The organism is Acinetobacter sp. 479375 (genome assembly GCF_000581715.1).
In the GTDB taxonomy this organism is placed as follows: domain Bacteria; phylum Pseudomonadota; class Gammaproteobacteria; order Pseudomonadales; family Moraxellaceae; genus Acinetobacter; species Acinetobacter ursingii.
Genome location: NZ_JEZN01000017.1, coordinates 24,708 through 38,844 on the forward strand (window position 1 = coordinate 24,708; position 14,137 = coordinate 38,844).

13 protein-coding genes are annotated in these 14,137 nt (G+C 40.2%); 3 read left to right on the forward strand and 10 right to left on the reverse strand.

The annotated features are described in order from the left end of the window. Positions 1–8 precede the first annotated feature (8 nt). Positions 9–1,034, reverse strand: coding sequence for a tRNA dihydrouridine synthase DusB (gene dusB / locus J500_RS12840; RefSeq protein ID WP_010588982.1), 1,026 nt, complete (start codon positions 1,032–1,034; stop codon positions 9–11). 81 nt (positions 1,035–1,115) lie between these two features. On the opposite strand from dusB, the gene J500_RS12845 reads away from it, so the two are divergent. Together J500_RS12845 and J500_RS12850 are read left to right on the forward strand one after the other, a co-directional pair. After that, positions 1,116–2,324, forward strand: coding sequence for a DUF1615 domain-containing protein (locus tag J500_RS12845; RefSeq protein WP_004996734.1), 1,209 nt, complete (start codon positions 1,116–1,118; stop codon positions 2,322–2,324). Then, positions 2,291–2,944, forward strand: a complete 654-nt coding sequence (locus J500_RS12850; protein WP_004996732.1) for an HAD-IB family hydrolase — start codon at positions 2,291–2,293, stop codon at positions 2,942–2,944. Before J500_RS12845 ends, J500_RS12850 begins: the two co-directional genes overlap by 34 nt. Positions 2,945–2,967: 23 nt before the next feature. Here J500_RS12850 and proB read toward each other — a convergent pair whose 3' ends face one another. The 9 genes from proB to uvrB form a co-directional block, all read right to left on the reverse strand. Then, the gene (gene proB, locus J500_RS12855) at positions 2,968–4,101 is read right to left on the reverse strand and encodes a glutamate 5-kinase (protein ID WP_004996731.1); all 1,134 of its coding nucleotides are present in this window, start codon (positions 4,099–4,101) and stop codon (positions 2,968–2,970) included. A gap of 90 nt (positions 4,102–4,191) precedes the next feature. Continuing rightward, positions 4,192–5,418, reverse strand: a complete 1,227-nt coding sequence (cgtA, locus tag J500_RS12860) for an Obg family GTPase CgtA (protein ID WP_004996728.1) — start codon at positions 5,416–5,418, stop codon at positions 4,192–4,194. A 96-nt stretch (positions 5,419–5,514) separates the two neighbouring features. Beyond that, positions 5,515–5,994, reverse strand: a complete 480-nt coding sequence (locus J500_RS12865; protein ID WP_004996727.1) for a hypothetical protein — start codon at positions 5,992–5,994, stop codon at positions 5,515–5,517. A gap of 87 nt (positions 5,995–6,081) precedes the next feature. After that, the gene (locus J500_RS12870) at positions 6,082–6,756 is read right to left on the reverse strand and encodes a hypothetical protein (protein WP_201686726.1); all 675 of its coding nucleotides are present in this window, start codon (positions 6,754–6,756) and stop codon (positions 6,082–6,084) included. Positions 6,757–6,765: 9 nt separating this feature from the next. Continuing rightward, positions 6,766–7,512, reverse strand: a complete 747-nt coding sequence (locus J500_RS12875) for a hypothetical protein (RefSeq protein WP_004996725.1) — start codon at positions 7,510–7,512, stop codon at positions 6,766–6,768. Between the two features lie 136 nt (positions 7,513–7,648). After that, the gene (locus J500_RS12880) at positions 7,649–9,106 is read right to left on the reverse strand and encodes a glyceraldehyde-3-phosphate dehydrogenase (protein WP_004986966.1); all 1,458 of its coding nucleotides are present in this window, start codon (positions 9,104–9,106) and stop codon (positions 7,649–7,651) included. Positions 9,107–9,375: 269 nt separating this feature from the next. Next, on the reverse strand, positions 9,376–10,314 hold the full coding sequence (rarD, locus tag J500_RS12885; protein WP_004996724.1) for an EamA family transporter RarD: 939 nt from the start codon (positions 10,312–10,314) through the stop codon (positions 9,376–9,378). Positions 10,315–10,416: 102 nt separating this feature from the next. Beyond that, on the reverse strand, positions 10,417–11,007 hold the full coding sequence (locus J500_RS12890) for a lipocalin family protein (RefSeq protein WP_004986974.1): 591 nt from the start codon (positions 11,005–11,007) through the stop codon (positions 10,417–10,419). Between the two features lie 127 nt (positions 11,008–11,134). Then, the gene (gene uvrB, locus J500_RS12895; RefSeq protein ID WP_034699922.1) at positions 11,135–13,156 is read right to left on the reverse strand and encodes an excinuclease ABC subunit UvrB; all 2,022 of its coding nucleotides are present in this window, start codon (positions 13,154–13,156) and stop codon (positions 11,135–11,137) included. 166 nt (positions 13,157–13,322) lie between these two features. Here uvrB and J500_RS12900 point away from each other — a divergent pair, with 166 nt between their 5' ends. Beyond that, positions 13,323–14,123 carry a hypothetical protein gene (locus J500_RS12900; protein WP_004996722.1) on the forward strand — a complete coding sequence of 267 codons (801 nt, stop codon included), beginning with the start codon at positions 13,323–13,325 and terminating at the stop codon, positions 14,121–14,123. The last annotated feature ends 14 nt before the right edge of the window (positions 14,124–14,137 follow it).

A 14,137-nucleotide genomic window follows, 5' to 3' on the forward strand; every position in this document is an offset into this window, starting at 1 on the left:
GCTTATCCTTAATTGATCACCAATAAATCGACCTGTTCCACTTGGACATCACTCATGATATGTCCTTGATCCAATAATTGATTAAAATAAGCTTCCACGACTTGAGCCTGTTGATGGGTCGTTTCAACTTGATACATATTTTGGCGAAACTCATTACTTGAACGTAAGCCTTTGGTGTACCAAGCAATATGTTTACGTGCGATGCGACAGCCTGAATATTCGCCATAAAACTGATACAGCTCATCCAGATGCCCCAGCAACACCTGTTTCACTTCAGCGATACTGGGTGCAGCCAAATGTTCACCTGTTTTCAAATAATGGGCAATTTCCCGAAAAATCCACGGACGGCCCTGCGCTGCACGCCCAATCATGATCGCATCAGCACCCGTATAATCCAGCACAAATTTAGCCTTTTCTGGACCATCAATATCGCCATTAGCAATTACAGGAATATTTAGAAGTTGCTTTACTTCCTTAATCAAATCATAACGCGCGGTATTTAAATACATATCTTCACGAGTTCGACCATGTAAGGCCAATGCTGCTATGCCTGCTTGTTCGGCACGTTGCGCAACTCGTAGAATATTTTCATGACCATTTAAAAAACCTAGTCGAGTTTTTAAGGTCACAGGAACATCCACTGCAGCAACCACGCTATCTAAAATACGTGCCACCAGATCTTCATCCTGTAACAAGGCTGAGCCTGCCAGCTTATTGCAGACTTTTTTAGCAGGACAACCCATATTAATGTCCACGATTTGGGCACCATTTTCGACTTGATAACGTGCCGCTTCAGCCAGTTGCTCAGGGTCAGAACCTGCAATTTGTGCCGAAATAGGCGCAAGCTCACCATCAAAATTAGCACGATATAAACTTTTTTTCGTCATACGCAGTGTTTTGTCGGCGGTCATCATTTCACTGACCGCATGCCCTGCTCCAAAATATTTGCATAGCGAACGAAATGGACGGTCAGTGACTCCGGCCATTGGGGCAACGATTAAATTATTTGACAGTTGATAGGAGCCAATATACATAATATTCATGCTTTTTTTGATCAACATAGTATACTGCATCTGTCTTTTTTGCTCATCTTTTTATCAAGGTGCCCTGCTTGCATGAATAGCCCAATTAAATCTGGTTTTTATTTAAAATCATTGAGCACAATTACGTTGAGTCTTGCATTAGTTGGATGCGGTGATGGTAATTGGTGGTCTCAAAAAGATGAGCCAGAATTTAAAGCAGAACAGATTAAACGTGTGATTCCGACACGCGTAAATGGTCGTGAATCTTGGGCCAATGATATTGACGACATTATGGAAAAATTAGGCATTCCAAAAACCAAAGAAAATGTATGCAGTATTGTCGCCGTGGTCGATCAAGAATCTAATTTTGTGGCTGATCCCGTGGTACCTGGCTTGGGTGCGAAAGCGGTTAAAGAAGTTAATACACGTTTAAATGAAAAATTTGAAGAAAAGCTAGGGACTACGATTGGTGGTCAAGTTGCGGGTTATTTTGAGGACGTACTCAAAAACCAACCCTCTCCAGATAATAATTATATGAGCCAAATGCGTAAAGTCCGTACAGAACGCGATCTGGATTTACTTTATCGCCAGATTTTTGATTTTATGGCGAGTCATTACCATGTCAGTGCCCTAACAGGTGCAGCCAAACTGGTGGGTCAGGATATTGGCGAAAAGATGAATCCGATTACTACGCTGGGTTCCATGCAGGTGCTGATTACTTATGCTCAGGATCATAAGCGTTCACGCATGAATACCAATGAATTACGTGACGATTTATATACACAATATGGTGGCTTGTATTATGGAATACATCGTTTAATGATGTATCCTGCCGATTATAATAAATCGATTTATCGATTTGCTGATTATAATTCAGGCATGTATTCAAGTCGTAACGCGGCTTTTCAAAGTATGCTCAATGATTTAACACCGAAAGAACTGGATCTGGATGGTGATTTATTGCTTTATAATAAAGATGGCAGTCCTCGTGCGGTTCTTAGCCAATCTGAGAAAGAACTTATCTCTGTCTTTGCGCAAAATAATGTACTGGTGACACCACGTCAAATTCGTTCAGATCTAAAAAAAGAGAAAGAGAAATCTTTTGAAGATACTCAAACCTATATTGCAGTGAAAAAACTATACAAAACAAAGACAGGCAAAGAACCTATTTATGCCATCATGCCACAAGTCATTATTTCTGGGCCTAAATTAAGCCGAGATTACAATACCAACTGGTTTGCCTCCCGCGTCAATGGAAGATATGAAACATGTATGCAACGAGCGAAAAGAATAAGACTATAAATCTCGCCCTGTTTGATTTTGACGGAACACTCTGTACGAAAGATAGTTTCACTGGCTTTATTTTTTATACTTTGTCTAAAAGACATATCATGCGTAAAGGCCTGAGAATTCTTCCATGGATTCAGGCTTATTATTTAAAACTTTATCCCGCTGATGCTATGCGCGCCAAGCTTTTTAGTACGATGTTTAAAGGAAATTCAGCAAAACAACTACAGCAACTGGGTCAAGAATACGCGCAAACTTTAGTGAAAAATCTGGACACTCAGCTATTTCAACGCCTATTACAACATCAGGCGCAAGGCGATAAAGTGGTACTGGTTTCTGCTTCAATCGATTTGTATCTGAAACCAGTGTGTGAACTCCTCAATATCGATCTGATCTGTACACAAGTTGAAATCCATAATGGATTCATTACAGGTCAATATTCTACACCCGACTGTAGTTCTGAGCAGAAAAAGATTCGGGTTCATGAGGCTTATCATCTCAATGATTACGCGCATGTTTATGCGTATGGCAATAGCTATGAAGATTTACAGATGTTTAGTCTAGCAGATAGTTGTTATATGGTCGGAGAAGATCAACACCTTCCCAAACTGGCAGATATAAAAAAACTCGCCTAAGCGAGTTGTTTTATTTTTAAAATTTAGTAAATCGCCATGTGGTTACGATGGATCATTTCCAGTGAACGCGCTTCACCTAGCACTTGATAGACTTTGTCCGAAGCCAATCCTTTAATAATATCAGCAGATTGTGAGCTAAAGTTGACCCGTCCAACAGCAATACGTTTACCCGATTTGTCTACACATTCCACCACATCACCGCGATCAAAATGTCCTTCGACCGCTTTCACACCCACAGGTAACAAACTTCGATGACGCTCCTTAATCGCTTCCACCGCACCATCATCAATAATTAAACGACCTGCAGTTTGTAAATGTGCAGCTAACCATTGCTGATGCGCGGTCATACGGTCTTTATCGGTACTAAATAAAGTCCCGAGCATTTCACCAGACATTAATCGCGATAATACTCGATCACTTTCACCACTGGCGATTAGCGTTGGACAGCCTGATTTTGCGGCTAAACGAGCTGCACGGACTTTAGTGACCATACCACCACGTCCAAGTACACCACCACCACCCGCCATTTCAAACAAACTGTCATCTAAAGCACGGACTTCAGTCAAAAGTTTGGCATCTGGATTGCTACGAGGGTCTGAGTCAAACATGCCTTGTTGATCGGTCAGAATGATTAATAAATCTGCATGCACTTGCCCTGCCACCATCGCCGCCAAGGTATCGTTATCACCAAAACGAATTTCGTCGGTAGATACCGTATCATTTTCATTAATGACAGGAATCACGCGCCAGTCAATCAAGTTTTGCAAGGCATCACAAGAGTTCAAGTAACGACGACGATCCGCCAGATCATCATGTGTCAAAAGCACTTGCGCAGTCTGAATATGATGCTTTTCAAGTACACTTGACCAAGTATGGATCAAGCCCATTTGACCAATAGCCGCACAGGCTTGCAGGCTGGGTAGATCGGTGGGTCGGCTGGTCAGTTTCATGCGTACCATCCCTTCAGCTACAGCACCAGACGAAACCAAAATAATTTCGTGTCCAGCAGTGTGTAGATCGGCAATTTGCATTGCCCAATGCGAGATTGCATCTAAATCTAAACCTTGCCCGTTTGCTGTGAGTAGCGATGATCCGATTTTAACAACGATTCGTTTACACGCATTGAGCTGACGTTGCCCATCCACCACTTCTATCATGTTTTCCTCAAATTATTTTCCCCTTGCGAAACAGAGACGAGTGCTTCTCAGGGAGAATTAAAGGTTTTTTAAAAAGCCAAATTGCGAACTCTAGTCACGTACATAAATACTTTCGACATCGTTATCATCATCTTCGTCATCGAAGTCATCATCATCTTCCCCAGCCAGTAAGCCTTCCAGACGTTGTGCGCGGCGCATAGCACGATATGCTTCTTTGGCTGCGATGGTTTGTTCTCGCGTTTCAGCTTCAAGCTGCTCACGGAATGCTTTCACTTCTGCTGCGTATTCTGGATCTTCAACTTCACGTTCGCGTTGTTGTTCAATCTGATCCATGAGGTAATACACCACAGGTTTAGTGCCTTCCTCTAACAAACCAGAAGTCTTAAACACTGGTCCTGTCCATTGCAATTCATCAATGATGTGTTGACACCATTCATCACGGCTGTCTTCATCCAACTGATCAAGTTTATTTAAAACCAATACAATCGGCAGTTTCGCCAAGGTCGGAGAGAATTTTTCCAGTTCCGCCACAATCGCTCTAGCATTATGCGCAGGATCTGAACCATCAATCGGTTGCACATCCACGATATGTAATAAAATACGAGTCCGCGCCAAATGTTTCAGGAAGCGAATCCCAAGCCCTGCACCTTCTGCTGCACCTTCAATCAACCCTGGAATATCCGCCATCACAAATGAGCGATGACGATCGGCATCGACCACACCCAGATTTGGCACCATCGTGGTAAATGGATAATCTGCAACTTTCGGTTTCGCCGCACTGACTGCACGAATAAAAGTAGATTTACCCGCATTTGGCATACCGAGCAAACCAACATCTGCTAATACTTTGAGCTCTAAACGAATTTCACGAAATTCGCCTTTGACTCCAGAAGTAAATTTGCGCGGTGCACGGTTGGTTGATGATTTAAAATGAGTATTTCCCAAACCACCATCGCCACCATGAGCAACCAAAACACGCTGACCGTCTTTGACCAAATCGCCAATAATATCGCCTGAGTCAGTATCAACAATAGTTGTTCCCACAGGAACTTTTAAAATAACATCTTCACCGCCACGACCTGAGCAGTTCGCACCTGAACCATTTTTTCCACGTTCTGCGCGGAATTTACGCGTATAACGATAGTCCACTAGTGTACTGGTATCATCATCCGCTTGGATATATACACTACCACCACGACCACCGTCGCCGCCATCTGGCCCACCAAACGGTACAAATTTTTCACGGCGAAAACTGGCTACGCCATTGCCACCGTCGCCAGCCTCTACGGTAATGACTGCTTCATCAACAAAGCGCATGTGCCAATCCTCTGAAATCTCTAAAAACCGCCTATTCTGCCATATTTTAATAGATTTCTCGAATAGAAAAATCAACAAACTGATTTTTTTGGTTTATTACTCATTTGTTATAAAGTCAACATCGGACCAGTAGCATTGTACTAATGCTAATTTTCCTTTTTTTTCAACATTAAGCCCAGCATATTTCTTAGGTTGATTGAAATTGAATTTAATTTTGGCAAAGCTTTCCCTCGCTTTGGACGTGGATAAATCAAAGTAAAGTGTTTGATTCATTTGCTTCGCAATATTTCCATATGAAAACTCAATTTTCTGAATTGGAACACCTTCATATTCAACATTTTTTAAAAAGAATATATTACTTACGTAAACTTGTTCCTCTACAAATTTATTTTTAATCACATGTGCTTTAAGCACTTTATCAATGTCTGGAAATTCATATAAATCATAACCATCCCGAATGGTACAATCTTTTTCATAGCGATCCTGCATAACTTGCTTGAGATCATACACTACTGCTTTTGCATAACTAGGAACAACAACAATGCCGAGTAACAAAGTCCAAAAAAATAATTTCATTCTTATTACCTCACTTTAATTACATTGAATAATCAGCAGCATACAACTTTAAAAACAACTAAAAACTTCTCTATTCACAATAAAATTTTATGGTCTTATATTCTTCAATGGTAACTGCATCTGCATATCCAGATTCGCCTGAGTCGTTTGTACGGAGTTATACATAATGGCATTAAAAGTCGCAATCTTACGCAGGGTCATTGGATCATTAATATTCAAAGTCGGTTTGAACTGATGTTGTACATTTAAATGTACTGGTTCATTAAACTCAAAATAGACAGGTCCACTAAATGAAATTTTAACAGGCAAGGTATAACTGCGTTTGAGCTGAAAAGGTACATCCAGTTGAATCGGAATATCTAACTTTAAAGGAAACTTGGGTAATAATTTATTTTGATAGATCAGATCTGTTGTGGTTTCAAGTGGCATCGTTTCATCAACTTTCAGCATCGTAGAATAATCGATATTGACTGTGATTGGCGTTTCTACTTCAAAACTTAAATCGGCCAAATATTTACCACGTAACGGTAAATCTAACTGACGATTGATATCAATCGTCGTATCTAGTTTACCTACCGATCGAGTTTGTAGATAATTTCCGACATGGATTTTAGTCGGAAGTGATTCTGGTAAATGAATCTGGGCATGATGAGAAGAAACTGAAACAGAGGTCTGAATATTCAAATACAACCAGAATAAAATCGCGACCAACATCACGATACTAATAAAAATCAATAAACTCCGTTTAACAGAAGCAAAAATCCACATCGATTACCGCTCCTTATGCTGTACAGCAACAGAGTCCTTGTTCTGTGGCGCAGGCTGTAAATCGCCAGCCTTTTGAATCCGGATACTCGATAATGGAATTTTTAACTCGCCCTGTCTGATTTTAATCGGCAAAGTATTTTGCACATCTACCGAAGCAGCTAAAGCTGTTTCAATCGGGACATTCAAATGTCCATTAATTGGAATATTGGTTTTAAGCGTCGTATCCAGTGGAATATTTAAATTTTCTTTTAACACTGTGCGTACAGGCGCATCAAACTTAAGATGCACACTTTGTTCAAGCGGAACTTGTATATCAATCGGTACATCCAGTTTGATTGGAATCGTTCCTTTCAAAGGTAAAGTAATATCTTTACCCAAGACTTTGACCTGAACTTTAGTGTCGATGGGTAAATCCTGATTCACTTTTAAGGTTTCTTTGACTGGAATCGAAGTTTTAATTGGAACCTGGTTATCGAAATAAACACGTGGGGTCAATGTCTGAGTTAAAGGGATATTCAGATCTTCACGAATGGGAATAGAGGCATTGACTCTCCCCGTCACATCCACATCCAAAGCATCCTGAATTTTAACTTTGGCCTGTAAAGGTTCTTGTAAATCAATATCAACAGCTTGATTTTTCAATGGGATATAAATATTAAAGTTTTTAAATACCCATATAGCAATAGCAACACCAATCAAAGCTGCCAATACAATAAATGCCAATGCACCCAACGCTTGTCTGAATTGCAACGATCTATCCTTAATCTGTTTTTTCCTTCGTGAATAGTGTTCACATAATTTGTAAAATATTCAGCTTTGGTTTTGTATCTTATGTAAAAAAGCTCAGTCGAAACTGAGCTTTTGGAAATCTTGATCAGAAAAACGCTTAAGCATCGGTTCCAGCAGGAACTTTTGGATAGCTTACGCCGCACATTTGCTCAGCGATACGTAATACCTGACAGCTATAACCGACTTCATTGTCATACCAAACATAAGCAGTTAAGCGATTACCCGAAGTAATCGTTGCCTGAGCATCAAATACGCCCGCAGTACGTGAACCAATAAAGTCACTTGAAACCACTTCAGTTGAATTGGTATAACCAATTTGACCTTGTAGATTCGAGTTAATTGAAATCTGACGAATATATTCATTCACTTCGTCACGATCTACTTCTTTATCTAATGTCAAATTCAAGATCGCAAGTGAAACGTTTGGTGTTGGTACACGAACCGAGTTACCTGTTAATTTACCTTTAAGCTGTGGCAATGCTTTCGCAACTGCTTTCGCTGCACCAGTTTCAGTAATGACCATGTTCAAAGTTGCCGCACGACCACGACGATCCGCTTTATGATAGTTATCAATCAAGTTTTGGTCATTGGTAAATGAATGAACAGTTTCAACGTGACCATTTAACACGTGATATTTCTCATCCAATACTTTTAGGATTGGTGTAATTGCATTGGTAGTACAGCTTGCAGCAGAAATGATCTTGTCTTCATCCAAGATATCTGCGTTATTTACACCGTATACGACGTTTTTCATTTCGCCTTTACTTGGTGCCGTCAACACGACACGTGCAATACCCGCACATTTCAAGTGTTGGCTTAGACCTTCAGCATCGCGCCATTTACCCGTATTATCAATCAGAAGCGCATTGTTAATACCATACTGGGTATAATCCACTTCACTTGGACTAGATGCATAGATGACTTTGATGTAGTTACCGTTTGCGATGATCGCTTCGTTTTCCTCATCAACAGCAATGGTTCCTGCGAAAGTACCGTGAATTGAGTCACGACGTAACAAAGACGCACGTTTTGCCAAATCACCATCAGAAGATTTGCGTACTACGATTGCTTTAAGGCTTAAACCGCGACCCAAGCCAGATTGACTGATGATTAAACGCGCCAAGATACGACCGATACGACCAAAACCGTACAACACGACATCTTTAGGTTGTTCAGAAGTTGCATTACCTTTAATTGACTCAACAGCTTGAGCAACAAAAGCATCGATATCGCCGCCTTTTTCTTTATATTCAACAGCAAGTTTACCAATATCCACTTCAGCAGAACCGATATTCTCAATTTTAGCCAATGCTTCTAAAATTGGGAAAGTATTAACAACAGAAAGCTCAACATCAACCACGCGAGTACGACGATGCGTTTTTAAAATCTGAATCACAGAGCGGTTAATTAAAGAACGACCGTAAACAGAAACGACAATATTTTTTTCACGGTATAACTGACCGATTAACGCGATCATATGTTCCGCAATTTCTTCGCGGTTTTCCCAGCGACCTTGGTGTTCCGCGTGTAGGGCGATGATAGTGTCTTTGCTCACAAATACGTCCTCTAATGAATAATTTTAGGCGTGAATTTCAAAACCCCATAATTGTAAAGGAATTATCATCAAGATTGAATCAAAAGCTGTGAATGTCGATGATATTTTCAGTGATATTCACTATAAATTTATAAAATACTTATAATTTTTTATTTTAATTTTTACATTATTTTTTTAAAAGCGAGTCGAAATTTAAATTTCGTCGTATTTTTTTTGATCATATCAAATGTTACTCAAGTCTAAAGTGTTGAAATTTGATTAAAATTATCTCAGATTTCCTCGTTTAAGCGTTTTTGATAATGCGCAACATTTCGCTCAAGTGCCCGTTTATTTTTATGTTGTTGATAAAGATGCCAACTGCCCTCAACCACCAACAATGACACCGCACACCAAATGGGAATGTAAGTGTACCATTCTTGAGGACTAATTTTTTCACCTAATGCCAAAGATGCCAATGCTAATAAAATAGGCTCTAAATAGCTAAGCAGACCAAATAAAATCATCGGTAAAAAACGGCTTGCTAAAATATAACTCCCCAAACCCACTGCGCTTAATAAACCTAGTCCAAGCACAACCAACCACATGAAAGGTTGCTGTTGTAATATCGCCAGACCTCCCGCCCCACTTTGAATAAAATACACAGCAATAGGTAAGATAATGACAATATCCCACCAAAAACCACCGAGATTATCCGTCCCCATTTTTTTACGCAATAAAAAATAAGCCGAGTAACCAAAAGCAACCAGTGCCGTTTCCCAAGCAATAGACCCTAAACGAAAAATTTCGTGACTAACGCCTATAACCGCAAGAATCACAGCAGCGATTTGAAATTTAGACAGTTTTTCGCCATAAAATAAGCTACCGCTCAACACCAGAACCAACGGCAATAAAAAATACCCCAGTGAAACCTGTAAACCTCGTCCATTCATGGGTCCCCATAAAAATAACCAAAGCTGAACTGAAGTCAGTAACGAAGATAGAATCATTAATAAAAGGAAAGCTGGGTTTGCAAGCACGCGTTGATAAATGCTTTTAATATGCGGCAAATCCCCCAACAACCACATCAGCAGCGTTAAAAAAGGCAAGGTTGCCAACATGCGCCAACCAAAAGTTTGTTCACTGTCCAAACCTGTTAATAACTGGGTATAAAAATACAATACACCAAAGGTCACCGATGCGATAACCGACAATATTATGCCCTTAAACATCCTGACCTCTTATATTAACACGCGAAAAATATCTAAAATATCAACCGATTAAAAAATAAAAAAACCATGCATTCGCATGGCTTGATCTTATCATCATAACCATTATTTTAGAGTATGTTGAGGGCGAATAATATCATTCAGGTCATAACCTAAAGATTTTGCATAACTCAAATACTCATTCAATACATCTTCAGACAGTTCAGGCGTTCTAGACAGTACCCATAAGTATTTACGGGAAGGTTCTCCGACCAATACAGTTTGATAATTTTCATCAAGTTTAAGAATCCAATAATCTCCCCGCGCAACAGGAACCCAACGTATTGCTTCAGGCAAAAAGCTCACTTTTAATTTGGTATTAAAAGGAGGATTTTCGACAAAAGCCTCACCAACCGATTGTTTAAGCACACCATCTTTGCTGTAACAACGATTATCAACAGTCACGTTGCCATTTTCATTCAAGGTGTAAGTTGCGGTAATGTCCTTGGCACATTGTTTCTCAAAATACATTGGTTTACGTGCAATTTCATACCAAACACCCAAGTATTTGTCTAACTCAACCCGCTCTACCGTTGGCAAGGGCTTACTTTGCGCATAAGCAACCGTTGCAACCGCTAAACCTGTTAATACAATCCCGCCCACTGCAATTTTAGTCAGTGTCCAACTGGCTTTTGGGAGATTCTGTTTTAATGACATTTGTATTCCCCTGCTCATTGCCTGATTTAATCGGCATCGATTTATTCAAGATTACTCACATTAGCTTGTTTTATATGCAAATAATGTATAAATATGTAGCAATTTACACAGAGAATGGTGTCCAGATTTATTGCAACATCTGCGCTTTTAAACGCACAATTTCATCGCGTAAACGCGCTGCTTGCTCAAATTGCAACTCTTTCGATGCCTTGATCATTTCCTTCTCTAATTTACCAATATGCTTGGTAAAGAGTTTTGGATCAGCCAGAATATGTCGTTCGTCTGCTGAAAGCGCCTTCGCCTGATCAGAAATTTTGGCATCAATCTCGTCATCATTAAAGACTTCGCCAGTATTAATTTCTTTAATTTTCTGACGTACTGCACTACGCGGGGTAATCCCATGTTCCTGATTAAACTCAATTTGCTTATTACGACGACGATCTGTTTCATCGATGGCTTTCTGCATGGAATCGGTTACACGATCTGCATACAAAATCGCTTTACCTTTCAGGTTACGTGCAGCACGACCAATCGTTTGAATCAATGAACGTTCGGAACGTAAAAAGCCTTCTTTGTCTGCATCCAAAATCGCAACCAAAGACACTTCTGGCATATCCAATCCCTCACGGAGCAAGTTAATACCCACTAGCACATCATAAACGCCTGTGCGGAGTTCATGAATAATTTTGACCCGTTCAACCGTATCGATATCAGAATGCAAATAGGCGACTTTCACCCCATATTCTTTTAAATAAGAGGTCAAATCTTCTGCCATACGTTTGGTTAATGTCGTCACCAAAACCCGTTCATCCAGATCTTTGCGCAGATTAATTTCAGACAATACATCGTCAACTTGTGTCAACACTGGACGAATTTCAATTTCAGGATCGACTAGACCTGTCGGACGTACCACTTGCTCTACAATCTGATCTGATCGTTCTAATTCGTACTTGGCAGGTGTTGCACTGACATAAATTGTAGTCGGAACAATACGCTCCCATTCTTCAAATTTCATCGGGCGATTGTCCAGTGCACTTGGCAAACGAAAACCATAATTCACCAGATTTTCTTTGCGTGAACGGTCACCCTTATACATTGCGCCAATTTGTGGAACAGTGACATGCGATTCATCGATAATCAGTAATGCATCATCAGGTATATAATCAAATAAAGTCGGTGGTGCTTCACCCGATGGACGACCTGATAAATGACGTGAATAGTTTTCGATGCCATTGGTGTAGCCTAATTGCTGCATCATTTCCAGATCGTAACGCGTCCGTTGCTCGATGCGCTGTGCTTCGATCAATTTGTCATGTTCACGGAAAAATTTAAGCTGATCCTGTAATTCAACTTTAATAGTATCAATCGCGCGCGATAAATTGTCTTTTGGCGTCACATAATGGCTTTTCGGATAAATGGTTACACGCGGCACTTGACGCAACATTTTACCTGTTAAAGGATCAAACCAGCGAATTGATTCAACTTCGTCATCAAACAACTCGATACGGATCGCATTTTGATCCGATTCGGCAGGAAATACATCTAAAATTTCACCCCGAATACGGTAAGTACCCCGTAAAAATTCCAGTTCATTACGGGTATATTGCATTTCAACCAGACGGCGAATCAAATCATCACGATTGACACGATCACCTTCGACCACATGCAGCAACATTTTCATATAGGCTTCAGGATCACCCAAACCATAAATAGCAGAAACCGAGGCCACAATAATTGCATCACGACGTTCTAATAAAGCTCGTGTCGCCGAAAGACGCATCTGATCAATATGATCATTAATCGCGGCATCTTTTTCAATAAAAGTATCTGACGAGGGTACGTAGGCTTCTGGCTGATAGTAATCGTAGTAACTAACGAAATATTCCACCGCGTTATTAGGGAAAAAAGCCTTAAACTCACCATAAAGCTGCGCTGCTAAGGTTTTATTATGCGCCATGACAATCGTGGGGCGTTGAGTCTGAGCAATGACATTAGCCATGGTATAGGTTTTACCCGACCCCGTAACCCCCAATAGCAACTGATTGCGATAGCCACTTTCAACACCATGCACCAGTTTTTCAATCGCTTGAGGCTGATCACCTGCGGGTTGGTAACTGGTGACTAATTCAAAGGGTTGCATATCGCTCACTCGGCTGCTCTCTTCTTTTCAAAATTTCATTTCACTAAGCCCTTTATGGGGTAATTCACCCTCAATTTAAAGGCTTTTCCTGTAAATTTAATTTCTATATTTTGTACTTGACCCATCTGCGTTTCGTCTGCAACATGGAACATATCAGGATCAGAATTGAAACAACATGGCATACCATTATCACGACGAAAGCATCATCACAGAACTTCCTGAAGATACGGTTTTTGTCTTTGGCAGTAATATGGCTGGACAACACACACATGGTGCAGCACGTGTCGCTGCACAGCATTTTGGTGCGGTGAATCATGTTGGTCGTGGTTGGGCAGGTCAAAGCTTTGCCATTCCCACTTTAAATGAACATTTGCAGCGGATGCCATTATCGCAAATTGAACACTATATAGATGATTTTAAAGTCTATGCCCAACATCATCCCAAAATGAAATATTTCATCACCGCTTTGGGTTGTGGCATTGCAGGTTATAAAGTCTCTGAGATTGCACCTTTATTTAAAGGTATTCACAATAATGTAATCTTGCCTGAGTCGTTTAAACCCTATATTGATGAAAATGCCATTTCACAATTTCCAGATTTGACTTCGCATACCGTACAGTCCTTTATTAACGACGATGTGATTTTTTATTTTGATCATGGTAGCGACTCTTTTGAAGAAGCCTTAGATAAAACTGATTTGAGTGATGCTGAAAAATCGATTGCACTCATTGTTTTAAATGAAGATATCTACCCGCGCGACCGCTATGGCCGTGGCCGCGAAAGTGAGCTTGAAGATATTTTAAGCAAACTCAATGGCAAGATTTTTAATTTTCATGATAATCGCGAAGGTGCGATGATTTTTGTCGGGGTGATTGTGGCATTGATGGAACTTTATGATATCGATGAACAAGACTTCATTAAACTCTGGCGTGGTGACATCACCATTCAACATCCCATTAATCGAATAAAATCATAAGATATTGTATTCCC